This is a genomic window from Enterobacter sp. MGH85 (assembly GCF_001037655.1).
GTDB lineage: Bacteria > Pseudomonadota > Gammaproteobacteria > Enterobacterales > Enterobacteriaceae > Enterobacter > Enterobacter intestinihominis.
In genome coordinates this window covers 2021311-2040536 of sequence record NZ_KQ089925.1, presented here as the reverse complement: position 1 = coordinate 2040536, position 19226 = coordinate 2021311, and the positions used below count along the sequence as shown (strand labels likewise).

At 59.9% G+C, this 19226-nt stretch carries 7 protein-coding genes; 6 read left to right on the top strand and 1 reads right to left on the bottom strand.

Annotated features, from left to right (window positions below; genetic code table 11):
- The first annotated feature begins 94 nt into the window (after positions 1-94).
- Positions 95-841 (top strand): SDR family oxidoreductase, encoded by a 747-nt coding sequence (locus tag SK51_RS09635; RefSeq protein ID WP_023306785.1) that lies wholly within the window; start codon positions 95-97, stop codon positions 839-841.
- A 39-nt stretch (positions 842-880) separates the two neighbouring features.
- Here SK51_RS09635 and SK51_RS09630 read toward each other — a convergent pair whose 3' ends face one another.
- Entirely contained in the window at positions 881-1603 is a 723-nt protein-coding gene (locus SK51_RS09630) for an SDR family oxidoreductase (RefSeq protein ID WP_023306786.1), read from the bottom strand.
- 98 nt (positions 1604-1701) lie between these two features.
- Between SK51_RS09630 and SK51_RS09625 the strand changes: the two genes are divergently transcribed.
- From SK51_RS09625 to SK51_RS09605, 5 genes are all read left to right on the top strand, one after another.
- The gene (locus tag SK51_RS09625) at positions 1702-2619 is read left to right on the top strand and encodes a LysR family transcriptional regulator (RefSeq protein WP_023306787.1); all 918 of its coding nucleotides are present in this window, start codon (positions 1702-1704) and stop codon (positions 2617-2619) included.
- Positions 2620-3513: 894 nt separating this feature from the next.
- Positions 3514-14313, top strand: coding sequence for a BapA/Bap/LapF family large adhesin (locus SK51_RS09620; RefSeq protein ID WP_023306788.1), 10800 nt, complete (start codon positions 3514-3516; stop codon positions 14311-14313).
- Positions 14314-14395: 82 nt separating this feature from the next.
- The gene (locus SK51_RS09615) at positions 14396-15799 is read left to right on the top strand and encodes a TolC family outer membrane protein (protein ID WP_022649108.1); all 1404 of its coding nucleotides are present in this window, start codon (positions 14396-14398) and stop codon (positions 15797-15799) included.
- Complete coding sequence (locus SK51_RS09610; protein ID WP_023306789.1) at positions 15796-17988, top strand: type I secretion system permease/ATPase; 2193 nt, start codon at positions 15796-15798, stop codon at positions 17986-17988. Before SK51_RS09615 ends, SK51_RS09610 begins: the two co-directional genes overlap by 4 nt.
- Positions 17969-19168, top strand: coding sequence for a beta-barrel domain-containing protein (locus tag SK51_RS09605; protein WP_022649110.1), 1200 nt, complete (start codon positions 17969-17971; stop codon positions 19166-19168). Before SK51_RS09610 ends, SK51_RS09605 begins: the two co-directional genes overlap by 20 nt.
- Positions 19169-19226: the final 58 nt, after the last annotated feature.

The following is a 19226-nucleotide window of genomic DNA, read 5'->3' as shown; positions in this document are numbered from 1 at the left end:
CCCGCGCGAAGCGATTGCCAGAAAGATCCATTATTGACCCGTACTTCAGACATTCTTTCTGAAGCGTTGAAATTAACTCTCAAGAGGATCAACTATGGAACTCAACGGTAAAGTCGCGCTCATCACCGGTGCTTCAAGCGGAATTGGTGCCTCCACGGCCAAAAAGTTAGCGGAACAGGGCGTCAGGGTGGGTCTCGCTGCCCGCCGTCTGGATCGTCTTCAGGCGCTGGTGTCTGAAATTGAGGCTGCTGGCGGGGAAGCCATGGCGCTGGCCATGGATGTCACTGACCCGGCCTCAGTTAATAAAGGGGTGGAGGCACTGCACAAACGCTATGGCCATATTGATATCGCCTTTAATAACGCCGGGCTGATGCCGATTTCGAATATCGCCAGCCTCCGGGTTGACGAGTGGCATCGAATGGTAGATGTAAACGTAAAGGGCCTGTTTAACACGGTCGCGGCCGTATTGCCGATTATGCAGTCACAGCGCTCGGGTCATATCATCAATACCTCGTCGATCGCCGGGCGTAAAACGTTTCCCGGACTGGGCGTATACTGCGCGACGAAGCACGCGGTTGCCGCCTTCTCGGATATTTTGCGTATGGAGCTGGCCCCTCAGTTCAACATTCGCGTCACCTCGCTTCAGCCGGGTGCCGTTGAAAGTGAATTATTCGAGCATATCAGTGACGAAAATTATCGTGCACAGATGGAACAGCTGAAGGAGAAGATGACGTTCCTGAAAGCCGATGATATCGCCGACTCGATTCTTTACGTATTGCAGGCACCGGAACATGTGGACGTGGCAGAGCTGTTTATTATGCCGACCGAACAGCCGTGGTAAGAGGGTGAAGCGGGTCAGGCTGGTGCCTGACCCGCTACGTTAGTTTGCAGAGGCCGTAGGTCTGATGGTGATTTCGGTGGTATCGACACTCTCAGGCGCCTCGATGATGTGGCGCACGGCGCGAGCGATATCAGCCGGTTTGAGAGCAATAGCCCGGTACGCATCCATCACCGCCATGGTTTCTTCGTGCGTAATGGTCGAGGCCAGTTCGCTTTCCACTACCCCAGGGTTGACGCAGGTCACACGGATGTTCGAACTTTCCTGACGTAAACCATCGGAAATGGCCCGTACCGCAAATTTGGTCGCGCAATAGACGGCGGCCGTGGGCACGACGGACAAGGCACCAATCGAGCCTATATTGACGATCTGCCCCGAGCCCTGGGCTTCCATAATCGGCAAAACAGCACCAATACCCCACAGTACGCCCTTGATATTTACGTCAATGGTGCGTTCCCACTCATCCTGCTTGCCAGCCGAAAGCGGAGAGAGAGGCATAATGCCCGCGTTGTTAATAAGTACGTCAATTCGGCCCCACTTATCCCGTGCTGCCTGAACGAAGGCGGCCATCGACTGGCGGCTGGTAACGTCTAATACCTGAGCCTCTGCCTCCCCTCCTGCGCTGCGGATTTCATCAGCCAGAGCGTGGATGCGATCTAGCCTGCGTGCACCCACGAACACTTTTGCGCCTGCCTTGCCGAGCTCTCTGGCGATACCTTCTCCGATACCGCTGGAGGCGCCGGTAATTAAGATGACTTTGTTCATGTTTTACTCCTTCAGTTGAGTTCACTGCAATCATAGATACAGACCATTGTTTCTTGTATCCTGCCTTTACTGGACTCACTGGTTAGCAATGTTAAACAATGAAAATCGATCTTAATTTGTTACCGCTTTTTCTGGCGGTCGCCGAAGAACGCAGCTTCAGCGCTGCCGCCGGGCGCCTGGGCATAACCCGTTCCGCTGTCAGCCAGGGAATAAGACGTCTCGAAGATGGGTTTCAGACCCTGCTGGTGATGCGCACCACGCGCTCGGTAAGGCTCACCGAAGCGGGTGAACGGTTGCATAAATCGTTGCTGGGGCCCATCGCCAACATTGAGGCGGCCTTTGACGACGTCACCTCGGACAGCATACCGCGCGGACAGCTCAGGATCGCTGTCACCTCAATTGCGGAAGCGTTTCTTTCGGGCCCACTGCTCGCCTCGTTTACGGCCGCGCATCCTGCGGTATCGCTTGATGTTTTCGTGTCAGATGAGGAATTCGATATCGTGGCAGCGGGCTATGATGCCGGGGTGAGGCTGGGCGAAGTTATCGAAAAAGACATGATCGCTATTCCCCTTACGGGCCAGCAGCGTGAACGGGTGGTGGCTTCACCTTCCTATCTGGCGACACACAGCGCACCGACGCACCCCCGTGAGCTGGTCGCTCATCGGTGTATCGGCTGGCGCCCTTCCCCGGACGTTGCCCCCTATCGCTGGGAGTTTGAGGAAGCAGGCGTCCCTTTCGATGTGGCAATTGAACCACAAATCACCACTAACGATCTGCGTCTTATGCTCAGCCTCGCGCTGGCCGGCGGTGGTATAACCTTTGCCACGGAGGACACCTTCACACCGTACATTGAATCAGGACAGCTGGTTTCCTTACTGGATGCGTTTCTTCCATCTTTTCCTGGTTTTTATCTCTATTTTCCCCAGCGCCACAATATGGCCCCCAAGCTCAGAGCCCTGATCGAGCACATCCGCCAGTGGCGACAGCTCCCCGCCACGCAACCCACACAGCGTTAAATGGTTCCAACCCTGAATGCAGATTTTCCTCAATCTACTGCATCCCTTTGATGAGCATCAACGACAGCACGTCATTACCATGGAAAATGACAACGGACACGATGGGCAGGACTTCACACAAGGATGGAACCTTAAAAATGTACAGACCAATAGTTGTTATCCTCTTTATTCTTTTGACATTAGCTGCCCTCGTGGAAATCGGCATAATTTCTTTAGGCTAATACCGATAGCCTCTGAAAGGCCACGCTTGCGGCCTTTTATTTATTAAACATGAGAAGAAAATACGTAATTTTTTTGAGTAGCAGAAATTAACCCGCCCGTAAAAATATATTTTATAAATGAGAGAGTTTTAAATATATCATACACCAGATATTTTACCCTAACTTAAACTACAATTAAGCAGCAATTAAACCTAACCAAAATTAGATATTTATCGCATATTATAATTATTAATATCGCCCCACCAGCACCGTTTTAAGGGTTGCACCTTTTACGCCGAAACCCTTTATCCACGCGCCCTCATAGCTAACGAAATATATTCACGCTATCAATTAATCTCCCCTGCAATAGCCGCGTTGGGTTTACGAACACTTAATTTGCGTATTCAGACATTTATAGCTATATCATTTTTATAACGAAATAATTTAATACCTGCACAAATAATAAGGCTTATAAATCGCAAACATATAAATAAACAACTATTTCCTATGTAAATAATTAGCTTTGCCCTGAGGTTGCCACTTTTAATCCTGGCGGGCATCGGTCGCGCTAAAGAAAGTAACGGTAAATCCTGTTTATTAAACAGTATTTTCGCCGGGAGCGCGTTCATCCCTTCAGAAACGATGGCTTTGTTTGACACGCCGTAACCAATCACTCTGCTGGAGTAATAACTGTATGAGCCAAATATCTGTTATATCTAAATTAACTGGCGTGGAAACGACCACGGAAGGGACACAGATAACACTCGATCACTCCTCAATCGTTAAGCTTAACGTGGATCGAGCCAACATCGCAGATTACTCCCGCAGCGGAAACGATCTGGTGATTACCCTCAACTCGGGCGAAGTGATTACCCTCAAGAATTTCTACGTTACTGATGCGCAGGGCGTAAGCCAGCTGGTGCTTGAAGAGAGTGACGGAGCGCTGTGGTGGATTGAAGATCCAACCGGTGCCGCGACCTATGAATCCATCGCCTCCACCGATGCATTACTGGCGGCGTCAGGGAGTGATGCCGGCGGCGCCGCTGCGTGGCCCTGGGTGCTGGGTGGCCTGGCCGCCGCAGGTGGGATTGCTATTGCGGCGGGAACCGGCGGTGGAGGTGGCGGAGATGACGATAACAACAACCCGAATCCCGGTAATCCGGGAAATCCTTCCGAACCTGATACTACGCCTCCGAATGCTCCCACTAATCTTCAGGTCTCACCTGACGGCAAAACCGTAACAGGTACGGCTGAACCGGGCAGCACGATTACCCTTAAAGATGCCGATGGCAACACCATTGGAACGGGCAAGGTCGGCAGCGACGGCAAATTTACTATCGATCTCGGTACGCCGCTCACCAACGGGGAGCAGATCACCGCCACGGCCACCGACCCGTCCGGCAATACCAGCCAGGGTGGTCAGGTCACAGCACCGGATCTCACCGCGCCGGATGCACCTGCCAATCTGGAGGTTTCGCCTGACGGCAAAACCGTGTCCGGTACGGCTGAGCCGGGCAGCACCGTGACACTGAAAGATGCCGATGGCAACACCATCGGAACGGGCAAGGCTGGCAGCGACGGGAAATTTACTATCGATCTCGGCACGCCGCTCACCAACGGGGAGCAGATCACCGCCACCGCCACCGATCCGTCCGGCAATACCAGCCCGGGCGTTCAGGTCACGGCACCGGATTCAACCGCGCCGGCTGCCCCCGAGATTGTCACCGTCAATGATAACGTGGGCACCGAAGCGGGCCCGCTGAGCAACGGACAACACACGGACGATGCACGCCCGACGTTCAGCGGCATCAGTGAAGCTGGCACCGTTATTACCTTCTATGACAACGGCAAGCCGATCGGCACCGCCACGGCCGATGCTACCGGGAAATGGAGCTTTACCCCGTCGACCAACCTGTCTGAAGGAAACCACGCCATTACGACCACCGCGACCGATGCGGCAGGCAACCAGAGCGGCCTGTCTCAGCCGATCAACTTTACCGTCGATCTTACGCCGCCAGACATGCCGGAGGCGACGCTCAATTCGACAGGCACGCAAATCACCGGTACTGCCGAGCCGGGCAGCAAAATTGTCATCACCAACAACGCCGGGGTGCAAATCGGGACCGCCACTGCCGACAGCAACGGCAACTACGTCGCCAACCTGAACCCTGCACAAGTGAACGGCGAGATCATCTCCGTGGTCGCCTCCGATGCCGCAGGCAACCAGAGTTCCCCGGCGCTGGTTAACGCAGCGGACATCACCGCGCCTGCCGCACCGGGTAACCTGGTGGTGGCGGAAGACGGGGCAAGCGTCAGCGGAACCGCCGAGCCAAACAGCACGATTATTATTAAAGCGCCGGACGGTACGATCATCGGCCAGGCCACCGCCGGTCCGGACGGCACCTTTACCATCCCGATTTCGCCAGCCCAGACCAACGGTGAAGCCCTTGAAGTGACGGCCACCGACGGCAGCGGCAACACCAGTCCGTCCGGCTTTGCCGACGCGCCAGACAGCACGCCACCGCTGGCACCGGAAAACGTGGTGATCTCTGCCGACGGCACCACGGTAACCGGTACAGCCGAGCCGGGCAGCACCGTCACCATTCGTGAAAATGGCATTAAGGTCGGGGAAGCGGTCGCCGACGATCAGGGTAATTTCAGCGTTGATCTGATCCCGCCGAAAGCCAACGGCGAAGCCCTGACCGCAGATGCCACCGATACCGCCGGAAACACCGGCCCGACCGCGCCGTTTGACGCGCCGGACATCACCGCGGCACAAACCCCGGTCATCACAGGCGTGGAGGATGATGCGCTCGACGTCACCGGTCCTGTCAGCCAGAACGGTCTCACCAACGACAAAACCCCGACCATCAACGGAACGGGCGAGCCCGGAACAACGATCACCCTCTACAGCGGCACCACTGAAATCGGCACCGCGGTGGTTGGGCCTGACGGCCAGTGGTCCATCACGCTGGAAACGGATCTTCCCGACGGCGGGCACGTGCTGACGGCGACGGCGGTTGACGCCAACAATAACCTCAGCGGGACATCGAACACCTGGAGCATCACGGTGGATACCGCCGCGCCGGGCGCTCCAGCCATTACGCAGGTCATTGATGACGTACCGGGCCGCACGGGGCCGCTCGACAACAACCAAATCACCAACGACACGCTCCCGACGCTGAACGGTACCGGCGAGCCGGGCTCCACCGTGACGATCCGCCTGGACGGACAGGATATTGGTACTGCCATTGTGAACAACGGCGGCGCATGGACCTTCACGCCCACTACCGCATTAGGGAACGGGCAGCATACGTTCACCGTCGTCGCGAGCGATGCGGCCGGCAACACCAGCGCATCATCACCCGGCTTTACCTTTACCGTCGATACCACTCCGCCACCGGCAGCCACCCTTGACACCGTCTCCGATAACATCGGCACTGTGCAGGTTCCGCTTAACAGCGGGGATACTACCGATGACACGCTGCCGCAGCTGCAGGGAACCGCACCGGAAGGCACCACCATCACTATCTATGACGGGACCACCCTGCTCGGCACGGCCGTGCTTGACGGCAGCGGCGGCTGGAGCTTTACGCCAACCACGCCGCTGACGGACGGCCCGCATTCGCTGACGGTCCACGCGACGGATGAGGCGGGTAATACCACCATCTCGCCACCGTTTGAGCTGGCGATCGACACGACCGCGCCTGCAACGCCGGATATTCCTGAGATCACCGTGAACCCGGACGGCGCCACACCGGGGACGGCTCTGAATCCTGGGGAGACCACCCGCGATACCACACCAACCCTGAGCGGCTCGGGCACGCCGGGAGATACCGTAAGCATTTACGATGGCGCAACCAAAATAGGTGAAGCCGAGATCGATGGCGACGGTAACTGGAGCTGGACACCGGAAGATCCGCTCCCTGACGGCACCTACGATCTCTCCCTGACGGTGACTAATCAGGACAGCGCCGGGAACGAAAGCGCACCGTCCACGCCAGTGACCATTACCATTGATACCGACGCGCCGGGCCAGCCGGGGATCCCGACGGTGACAGACAGCGTAAGCCAGATCACCGGGCCAGTGGACAACGGCGGAACCACCAACGATCCGCGCCCGGTACTGAGCGGCACCGGTACGCCGAATGACGTCATTACCATCTATGACCAGGTGGGTACAGGCGAGCCGCAGGCCGTGGGCAGCGTCACGGTGGACGGTAGCGGTAACTGGAGCTGGCGTCCTGAGAGCAACATTGGCGAAGGGACGCACCAATACACGGCGACCGCCACCGATGAAGCTGGCAATGAATCTCTGCCATCAACCGGTATCACGATAACGGTCGACACCCTCGCCCCGGATACCCCGCTCATCGGTTCCATTGGCGGCGCTCAGAATGGAGGCTCAACCAACGATAATACACCTGTCATTGGCGGAGGCGGCACGACCGGCGAAACGGTGATTATCTACAACAACGGCGTGGAAGTGGATCGCGTTGAAATCGCCAATGGCGAGTGGTCATACACCCTGCCGACACAAACCGATGGCCCGCTGAATATCACCGTCGCCGCGGTGGACGACGCGGGTAACCTGAGCCCGGTCAGCCCGGTCTTTAGCGTGACGGTCGATACGCAGGCACCGACCGTGCCGCAAATTGACGCCGTCTCTGACAGCCAACTGACCAACAGCGTGCTTTACACCCGCGACGGTACCCCAACCCTCACCGGGATTGGCGAGCCAGGTTCGAGCGTAACCGTTTCTGTTGATGGCACGCCGTCTCCGGTGGTCGTGGTGGTTCAGCCGAACGGGACATGGTCCTGGACAGCCGACCCCGCGCTTGCGGAAGGGCCGCACACCTTCTCGGTTGCCGCAAGTGACGCGGCGGGGAATACCTCCGCCAGCTCCGGCGATCTCAGCGTGACGGTGGATACGCTGCTTCCTGCAACGCCAACCAATATCACCATTGCCGCAGAGGGCACGCCGCTGACCGGTACGGCAGATGACGGAACCACGGTGACGGTGCGTGACGCCGGCGGCAATATCATCGGGACCGGGGTCGCGACGGGAGGCACCTTCTCCATCGCCCTCTCCCCGGCCCAACTGGATCCCGCGACGCTGACGCTGTTCGCCACGGACGCCGCAGGTAATGCAAGCCCGACAACCACCTTTGACGTACCGGACTCCCCGCTTATTCTGCCAGCGGTGCCGGTGATTACGGCAATCAACGATGACGCCGATCCCGTCACTGGCGATGTGAAAGATAAAACCACCAATGACACCACGCCTACCCTTACCGGCACCGCCGATCCGGGTAGCGTCATCACCATTTATCTGGATGGGGCGCTGGTTCCGCTGACCGAAATTGTTGCGGATACAGACGGCAACTGGAGCTATACGCCTCTACTGCCGCTCGCGGAAGGCCCACACACCTTCGCCGTCACCGCCACAAACACCACCACCGGCGCGACCAGCGGGCAGTCGCCGATCGCGACCGTCACCGTCGACCTCACCGATCCGACCGCACCAGCCATCGGTGCGGTGACCGATGACGTAGGCCCGGTCACCGGCCCAATCGCTGACGGGCAGAGCACCAACGACAACCGTCCTACCCTGACCGGAACAGGCACGGCCGGGGACACCATTACGGTGTACGATGACGGCGACCCGCTGGGCACCGTTGTTGTCGGTCCGACCGGCACCTGGAGCTACACGCCGCCTGCGCTGGACGACGGCAGCCACACCCTGACCGTGACCGCCACCGACCCGGCAGGCAATGAGAGCGCCCCGTCGGCCGGGATCACCATTGTGGTCGACACCGTTTCCACCACGCCGGTAATTACCAGCGTGACGGATAACGCAGGGAATGCGGCAACGCCTGTCCCAAGCGGCGATCCAACCAACGACACTACGCCAACCCTGACCGGTAGCGCCGAGCCGAACAGCGTCGTCGCCATTTTTGATGGCGCTACGCAAATTGGTACGGTGGCAGCAGACGGCACCGGTGCCTGGACATTTACTCCTGAAACCGCCCTCGGCGAAGGGACGCATGACTTTACTGTCAGAGCGACGGATCCGCAGGGCAACGTCAGCCAGCCGTCCAACGCCTGGAGCGTCGAAATCGATCTGACTGCGCCACAGGTGCCGACGATCGTTACGGTCAGCGACAACGCCCCGGGAGGCGCAACCGGCCCGCTTACCGCCGGGCAGGTGACCAATGACACCACGCCAACCCTCAGCGGCACCGGCCAGGCGGGTACCATCATTCACGTGCTTAATAACGGCGTGGAGATTGGCACCACCACGGTCGACGGCAGCGGCAACTGGACCTTTACGCCGGATCCGGTACTGACGGACGGGACGTATAACCTGCGCGTTAACGCCAGCGATGATGTCGGAAACGTCTCCGCCAACTCGCCAGTGTTCGCCTTTACGGTGGATACCGCCGGGCCTGCGGCCCCGATGGTTACCACGGTAATAGACGATGTCAGCCCGGGAACGGGAACCCTCGCCAGCGACGGCTCCACGAACGACACCCGTCCAACCTTCAACGGTACGGGGGAAGTGGGCGCAACGGTGCACGTTATTGTCGATGATGTGGAAATCGGCACGGCGGTCGTCAACGCCCAGGGTAACTGGACCTTCACGCCGACCACTGAACTGGGCGAAGGGCCGCACGTTATTACCTTCAACGCCACCGATGCCGCAGGCAATACCGGGGTCACCTCACCACCGTTCAACCTGACGGTGGATACCTCGGTGCCCGAGGCACCGGTCTTTACCCCGGCCACTGACGATGCTGGTACCGTGCTGGGCCCGGTCGCCTCGGGACAAAGCACAGACGACACCACGCCAACACTGAACGGCACCGCGGCGGCCAACGCGACCATCACCATTTATGAAAGTGGCCGTGAAGTGGGTACCGCCGTGGCGGACGCAAACGGCGTATGGAGCTTTACCACCGGTACGCTGGCAAACGGCAGCCACACCTGGACCGCCACGGTAACCGATGCCGCGGGCAACGTCAGCCCTGCCTCACCAGGCTTTACGCTGGTGGTAGATACGGCTGCGCCTGTCGCGCCGGTTATCACCCAGGCGATTGACGACGTTGGCACCATCACCGGGGCAATAGGTTCCGGCCAGACCACCAACGATCCTCTCCCGCGTCTGGTGGGGACCAGCGAGCCGCTGGCCACCGTGAATATTTATGAGGGCACCACGCTGGTGGGCACCGGTACTGCCGATGCCGATGGCAACTGGACCGTCGATATCACCGTGCCGCTGGAAAGTGGGTCACACACCTTTACCGCAGAAGCAACGGATCAGGCGGGTAACACCAGCACGTCGTCCGCCGACTTCAGCCTGACCATTGACACCACACCGCCAGCGCTGCCGGTGCTGACCAGCATCACCGACGATGTCGGTAACGCCGCTGCGCCTGTCGCCAACGGCGGGTTAACCAACGATGCGCGGCCAACGCTCACCGGTACGGCAGAAGCCGGCGCGACGGTCACCATCTTTGATAATGGGGTACAGATTGGCACCGCAGTCGCCACCGGCGGCGCGTGGAGCTTTACGCCTTCCACCCCGCTGGCTGACGGGCCGCATAATCTGACCTTCTCCGCCACCGACGCGGTGGGCAACGCCAGCGCGCAGACCGGCGGTTACACCATTAATGTGGATGCCACCGCCCCTGTCGTACCGGCAATCACCTCGATTGAGGATGATGTGGGGACCGTCACCGGACCTGTTACTGGCACCAACCCAACCAACGACACCCGTCCGACCTTAAACGGTACGGCAGAAGCCAATGCCACCGTACGTATTTACGACGGCACGACGCTGGTGGGGACCGTCACTGCCGATGCCAACGGCAACTGGACGCTGCCGCAAACCAGCACCACGCTGACGGAAGGCGCGCATAACTTCACCGCAACCGCCACCGATGCCGCGGGCAATACCAGCGTGGCTTCACCGATTATCACGATTAACGTTGACCTGACGCCGCCACCAGCCCCAACCGGGCTGGCGGTGATCACCAACGGGACGCAGGTCACCGGTACAGCGGAAGCGGGAAGCACCGTCACCATCACCAGCAGCACCGGAACCGTGCTTGGAACGGCCGTCGCGGACGGTAGCGGAAGCTTCAACGCCACCATCACCCCTGCACAGACCGCCGGTGAATCCCTGATCGTCTTTGCTACGGATAAGGCCGGTAACGCGGGTATCACCACCTCCGTGATTGCCCCGATCACCACGATCCCGAACGCGCCGGTTATCGCAAACATCGATGATAACGTCGGCACGGTGACGGGCAACCTGACCAACGGGAAAACCACCGATGACACCACGCCAACCCTGAGCGGCACGGCGCAGCCGAACGCGACCATCACCCTCTATAACAACGGGGTGCTGATGGGCACGGTCACCGCGAACGCCAGCGGCAACTGGAGCTTCACCACACCGGTGCTGAGCGAAGGGCCGCATGCCTTCACCGCCACGGCGACCAACGGCTCGGGCACCAGCCCGATTTCCACCTCGACCACGGTGATTGTCGATCTCACTGCGCCAACGGCTCCAACCGGGACCTTCAACGCAGACGGCAGCGTACTGACCGGTAGCGCCGAAGCGGGCAGTACCGTCACCATCCGCCTGGCGGATAATTCAACGGTCACCGCCACGGCGGACAGCAACGGTTCCTGGAGCTACACCTTCCTCAATAAACAGACGGAAGGTCAGACGCTGCAAATCACCGCCACCGATGCGGCAGGCAACGTTTCGCTGCCCGGCTCAGCCCTTGCGCCGGTGGTGCCGCTCTCTGCCAGCACCAACGCTGAAGAACTGGCGCTCACGACCACCGCCACGGTGACCAACTCGCAGTACAGCGACTATGGTTTCCTGCTGGTAGGCGCCTTAGGTAACGTGCTGACGCTGCTCGGCAACGACACCGCGCAGGTAGGTTTCACCGTCGGCAACGGCGGCAGTGCGGATATTGCCGTGAACGCCAACGCCACGGGTGCCGTTCTTTCCCTGCTCAATACCCTTGAGCTGGTGGTACAGCGCTTCGACGCCGCCAACAACACCTGGACCACCGTGGTCGATACCGGGCAGCCGCAGTTCGCTGACCTGTTGACCCTCGGCGCGACGGGTGTGTCGCTGAACCTGACCGGGCTGGCGAATGGTCAGTATCGCGTCCTGAGCTACAACACTAACCTGCTGGCAACCGGCTCTTACACCAGCCTCGATGTGGCGGTGAAAGAGACCAGCGCAGGCACCGTGTCCGGCGAGACCAGCGTTGTCGGGAACGTCATCACTGACGTGGATCCAACCGCAGGCAGCGACAACGCCCCGGCGGGCACCACCGTCACTACGGTCACCAACGCCCAGGGCACCACCACCAGCGTTACGGCTGACGGCACGGTGATTCAGGGGCAATACGGCACGCTGACCATCAACCTGGACGGCAGCTATACCTATAACCTGACCAACACCAGCGCCGCCGTCATTGGCCGCACGGAGAACTTTACCTACACCATCACCCATAACGGCACCAGCGCCTCGGCAAATCTGGTTCTGTCGCTGGGCGAAGGCACTACCAGCAGCGGGATCGTGGCCGTGGACGATACCGCCTCGCTGACCTTCGACACCACCGTGGAGGCGATCAACAACGGCACCTCGTCGCAGGGCGGCTTTACCCTGGTGGGGATCAACCTTGGCAATACCCTGGGGCTGAACCTGCTGGACGATCTGGCCAACCCGATCATTTATAACGTGGAAGAAGGCACCACCCGCACCATGACCGTTCAGGCGTCCGTGGGCGGCGTCGCGCTGGCCTCGGTGTTCGACCTCTACATCTATAAGTTCAACAATGCGACGCAGACCTTCGAGCAGATGCGCGTTGAACCCGGCTGGCTGCGCGCGCCGCTGCTGGGCGGCACCTCCCCGCAGCTGACGTTGAACCTGCCCGCTGGCGAGTACCTGTTCCTGCTCAATACGGCGGCGGGGATCACCGCGCTGACGGCCTACACGCTGAACGTCTTGCAGGATCATGTCTACAGCGTGGCAAGCGTGAGCGAGAGCACGACCGGGGATGTGCTGGCGGATGATATTGCGCCAGCAGGTACCGTGGTCTCCGACGTTAACGGCGTAGCAGTGAACAGCAGCGGCCTGACGGAGATCACCGGCGAGTACGGTACGCTGCGGATCAACGCAGCCGGGGAGTACACTTACACCCTGGACAGCGGAGTCGGCGCTGACAGCATCAGCACCCCAGATACCTTCGTCTACACCATCACCGCGCCGAACGGCTCGAAAGACACGGCATCGCTGAACATCACCCCGACCGCGCAGCCAATGGACGCGGTGAACGATGTCAGCACGGCGATGGACGTGAACTCGGTGCACCGCACCGCCGCATACTCGGATACCACCGTCGGGTCGGCGAGCTGGAACGCCGCGCTGCTTGCCTCAACCCAGGGCAGCGGAAGCGGGACCTTCGTGGTGGATCCTAATACTGCACTGCATAACGTGGTTCTGTCGTTTAACGTCGCCTCGCTGCTGACCCTTACCGGGTTAACGGTCGACTGGACGCTGACCAACGGCACCACCACCCTCAGATCCGGCTCATTTAACGGCGGGCTGCTGCTGGGCGGCAGGGCGACGATCAACCTGACGGGCCTCGATCTGGAAGCGGGAACCTATACGCTGAACTATACCGGCAGAATGGGACCGCTGGGGGTGGGAAATATCACCGTTACCCCAAGCGTCACCGGGACCAGCTACTCCCTGTCGCAGTTTGACGCCACGGGCACCCACACCGTTGACGGCAATATCTTCGACGGCACCGGCTCTGCGGGCGCGATGGACCAGCTGCACTCGGTGGATACCCGTCTCAGCATTACCGGCTACGACGGCGTAACCACCACGCTGGATCCTTACACCGGCAGCACGCAGGTAAACATCACGGGTCACTACGGCACGCTGGCGATTGCCGCAGACGGCAGTTACACCTACACACTCAACCCGGGGATATCGTTCTCTACCATCACCAGCAAGGAGGTCTTTAACTACACCCTGACCGACGCCAACGGCACCCGGGATACCGCCTCGCTGACCATCAATATGGCACCGAAATTTGTCAGTTCGGAACATAACGATGTGATTAGCGGCACGGCCTACGGCGACACGCTGATTTATCAGGTGTTGAACACTACGGCGGGTAACGCCACCGCAGGTAACAGCACGGGTGACCACTGGACGAACTTCTCCCTGTCGCAGGGAGACAAGATCGACATTGGCGATCTGCTGGTGGGCTGGAACGGTAGCGCGTCGACGCTGGGGAACTATGTCTCTGTTTCACAAAGCGGTAACAATACTGTGATCTCCATCGACCGTGACGGCACGGGAGCCGCCTACACTAAATCTACGCTCGTTACGCTGGACAACGTTCAGACCACCTACGACGAGCTTGTAAACCAGCAACACATCATTACCTGATAGCACCTGCAAGAAATGACCCGGGCGCGCACAGCGCCCGGGCATAAACAAAAAAGCAGTACTTTTTTATTAGGGACAAGACATGGGAAAGAAGATGCCTTACTGGTGGCTCTCGTGCTGCCTGATATCTGTGCCCGCTATCGCGGCAAACCCTGCGGCGATGATTAATACCGGACAATTAAGCGAAACGCAGGAACTCCCCTCTTTAAATGGCCGCGTGGCGCCCGTAGCCAGCAAAGCCGCCCCCGGCACGCTACAGCTGGATGAAGCCGTAAACCGCGCCGTGACCTGGCATCCGGCCATCAGTGAAGCCGTCGGCAAACTTTATCAGCAGAGCGAAAATGTGGACGTCGCCAAATCGAAATATTATCCGCAAATTAACGCCGGCATGGATAACGGCTATAGCCACGACGGCGACGATAATGGCTTTACCCCCTCGCTGGTGCTTTCGCTTTCGCAAATGCTTTACGACTTCGGCAAAGTCGCAAGCCAAGTGCGCGCCGAAAACGCGGGCGTCGCCCAGCAGCAGGCCAACGTGCTGGTGAGCATCGACACTATCGCCCACGATACCGCCATCGCTATGGTGCAGGTGCAGACCTGGCAGCAGATGGTCGAGACCGCTAAAGAACAGCTGGACGCCCTGACCTCCATCGGCACACTGACGAAGCTGCGTAATGACGAAGGCGCCACGTCGCTCTCTGACGTGGTGCAGACCGATGCCCGTATCGAAGGCGCGCGAGCGCAGCTGATGCAGTATCAGGCCAGCCTCGACAGCTCACGCGCCACGCTGATGAGCATGCTGGGCTGGGACGGCCTGAACGCGGTCAGCAATGAATTTCCGCAAAGTCTGGCCCGCAGCTGCGATATTGCCGAGCCGGACGATCGCCTGGTACCCTCGGTTTTAGCGGCCTGGGCGCAGGCCAACGTCGCGCAGGCCAATCTCGACTATGCCAACGCGCAGATGACCCCTACCGTCTCGCTGGAGCCGGAAGTCCGCCACTATCTTAACGACCGCTACTCAGGCAACGAAACGCGGGACCGCACCCAGTACTCCGCGTGGGTAAAAGTGCAGATGCCGCTCTATCAGGGCGGCGGCCTCACCGCCCGGCGTAACGCCGCCGGACACGCGGTGGAATCGGCCCAGTCCACCATTCAGCGCACCCGTCTTGAGGTGCGGCAAAAACTGCTGGAAGCGCGCAGCCAGGTGATGAGCCTGATGAGCACGCTTCAGATCCAGGGCCGCCAGGAAGCGCTCAGCGCCCGTACCCGCGAGCTGTATCAGCAGCAGTATCTCGATCTTGGTTCCCGCCCGCTGCTCGACGTGCTCAACGCCGAGCAGGAGGTGTATCAGGCGCGCTTTACCCAGCAGCAAACCGCCGGACAGCTCCGCCAGCTTCAGCTGAACTGTCTCTACCAAACCGGGCGCATACGTCAGGCGTTCGATCTTGAAAACCGCACCATCCAGACCGTGGAGATCCAGCCATGAAGCAACGCGATATTCCGCAGGGTGAAAACATGACGGATGAGGCGCTGGAGCAGTGGGCGCAGGCGTTTGGCTATGTGGCGACGCGCTATCGCGTTGCCTGCTCGCCAGGCTCGCTGATCGCGGGCGCGCCGTGGCTGAAAGGCAAACCGATGGTGCCCGCGCTGACGCAGCTCGCCCGTGAAGCCGGGCTGACGTTCCAGCTGCTGACGGCCGATCAGCACGCCATCAACAGCTGGCGTCTGCCGGTGGTGGTAGAGCTAAACGACGGTAAAATCGGCGTGATCGACAATTTCGACGGCGAGGATACGCTTGAGGTCAGCTTTTTCGACGACAACACGCACACCAACCGCCTGTCGATGAGCGCGATGCTGCCTGCCATCCGCCACGTCATCGCCCTGCGTCCGCTGGCGGCGCTGAAGGACAGCCGCGTGGACGCCTATATCTCAAAATACCGCCCGGACTGGCTCTACCGGCTGGTGATGCGCGACCTTCGCCCTTACAGCTGGGTGATGCTGGCGGCGCTGTTTATCAACGTGCTCTCCCTCTCCGGCATTGTCTTTTCCATGCAGGTGTATGACCGGGTGATCCCCGCCCAGTCCTACCCGACGCTCTACGTACTGACTATTGGGGTACTGATCGCCACGCTGTTTGGTTTTGTGCTGCGCGTGGCGCGCGGGCACATTATGGATCTGCTGGGCAAACGCTCGGATATGCGCGTCTCGGATCGGGTCTTCGGCCACGCGCTGCGGCTACGCCACAGCGCCATTCCGCGCTCCACCGGCAGCTTTATCTCCCAGCTGCGCGAGCTGGAGCAGATCCGCGAGATGGTCACCTCCTCCACCATTTCCACCATCGTCGATCTGCCGTTCTTTATCCTGTTTGTGATTGTGCTGGCGATCATCGCCCCGCAGCTGGCGTGGATCGCCCCGGTGGCGGCGGTGATCATGGTCCTGCCTGGCCTGCTGCTGCAAAAGAAGCTGGCAGAGCTGGCGAAGCAGTCGGCGCATGAATCTACCCTGCGCAACGCGGTGCTGGTGGAGAGCGTGCAGGGGCTGGAGGACATCAAGCTGATGCAGGCGGAGAACCGCTTTTTGCAGCAGTGGAACAGCTATATCCAGATCACCGCCGAATCCGGCCTGCGCACCCGCGAACTGACGCAGAACCTGATCAGCTGGGGGATGACCATTCAGAGCCTGGTCTATGCCGGGGTGATCGTGGTGGGCGCGCCGATGGTGATCGACGGCACCTTAACCACCGGTTCGGTGGTGGCCGCCTCGATGCTCGCCTCACGGATGATCGCCCCGATGGCGACGCTGTGCGGCGTGCTGGCCCGCTGGCAGCAGGTGAAGGCGGCCAAAGAGGGGCTGGACAGCATTATGCAGCTGCCGACCGAGAACCAGCGCGAAGAGACGCCGATCCGCCAGGACGTGCTGCGCGGCCACTATCTTTTCGAGCAGGCGCAGTTCCGCTATCACCCGGAAGATCCCCGCATGGCGCTGCGCATTAACCGCCTGGAGATCAAAGCGGGCGAAAAAGTGGCGATCCTCGGGCGCAACGGCGCGGGCAAATCAACCCTGTTGCAGGCGATGGCGGGCGGGATGGATCTGGCGGGCGGTGAACTGCGGCTCGACAACCTCAGCCTGCCGCATCTGGACGTGGCTGACGTGCGGAGAAACGTCGGCTTTATGACCCAAAACGCCCGGCTGTTTTACGGCACCCTGCGCGAGAACATCACGCTCGGCATGCCGCGCGCCACCGATGAAGAGATCTTCGAGGTGCTGGAGATGTGCGGCGCGGCCAGCTTTGTGCAGAAGCTGCCAAAGGGGCTGGATTACCCGATTATGGAGAACGGCGTCGGGCTGTCCGGCGGGCAGCGGCAGTCTATTCTGCTGGCGCGGATGCTGCTGCGCGACCCGAATATCGTGCTGATGGATGAACCGACCGCCTCCCTTGATGAACATACCGAGCGGGAATTTATTCAACGTCTCGGGGCGTGGCTCGGCAACCGCACGCTGGTTGTCGCGACCCACCGCGTGCCGGTACTGGAGCTGGTGGAGCGCGTGGTGGTACTCAAAGATGGCATGCTGGTGATGGACGCGCCAAAAGCGCAGGCGCTGAACAACAGCCGTATGCAGCAACAGCAGCAGGCAACCGGACGGGAGTGGAATAATGAAAATCAATCAGCGTGACGTTGCCGCAGTAGAAGATCTGGATAACGCGCTCGACTCCGAAAGCGGTTATACCGGTGCCCGGCGCATCGTTTTCTTCTCCCTGCTGATGTTTGTGGTGCTCGGCGTCTGGGCGTGGTTCGGGGTGCTGGATGAAGTCTCAACCGGCACCGGAAAAGTGATCCCCAGTTCACGCGAGCAGGTATTGCAGTCGCTGGATGGGGGGATCCTCACTGAGCTGAACGTACACGAAGGGGATCAGGTGCAGGCCGGACAGGTGCTGGCGCGGCTGGATCCTACCCGCTCGGAATCTAACGTCGGCGAAAGCGCGGCGCGTTACCGCGCGTCGCTGGCCTCCAGCGTGCGCCTGTACGCCGAGGTGAACGATCTCCCGCTGAAATTCCCGCCTTCCCTGGCGAAATGGACCGACCTGACCGCCGCAGAAACGCGGCTTTACAACTCTCGCCGCGCCCAGCTGGAGGATACGCAGCGTGAACTTCGCTCCGCGTTAGCGCTCGCCAATAAAGAACTGGCGATCACTCAACGGCTGGTGAAAACCGGTGCCGCCAGCCACGTGGAAGTGCTGCGCCTGCAACGGCAGAAAAGCGACCTGGAGCTGAAGCTCACCGACGTGCGTTCCCAGTATTACGTGCAGGCCCGTGAAGCGCTGTCGAAGGCCAACGCCGAGGTGGATATGGTGTCAGCGATCCTGAAAGGCCGCGAGGATTCCGTTACCCGCCTGACGGTGAAGTCGCCGGTGCGCGGGATCGTGAAAAACATCAAGGTGACCACCATCGGCGGCGTCATACCGCCCAACGGCGAGTTAATGGAGATTGTGCCGGTGGACGATCACCTGCTGATTGAAACCCGCCTCTCGCCCCGGGATATCGCCTTTATCCATCCTAATCAGGAGGCGCTGGTGAAAATCACCGCCTACGATTACGCGATTTACGGCGGGCTGCACGGGGTGGTGGAGACCATTTCGCCGGACACCATTCAGGACGAAGCGAAGCCGGAGGTGTTCTACTACCGTGTATTCATTCGCACAAGCCAGGATTATCTGGTGAACAAGGCGGGCAGGCACTTTTCGATTGTGCCGGGGATGATTGCGACGGTGGATATTAAGACCGGGGAGAAAACGGTGCTGGATTATCTGATTAAGCCGTTTAACCGGGCGAAGGAGGCGCTGAGGGAGCGGTAGTCAAACGCCGGGTGGCGGCTTCGCCTTACCCGGCCTACACCGCTGTTCCGAGTGATGA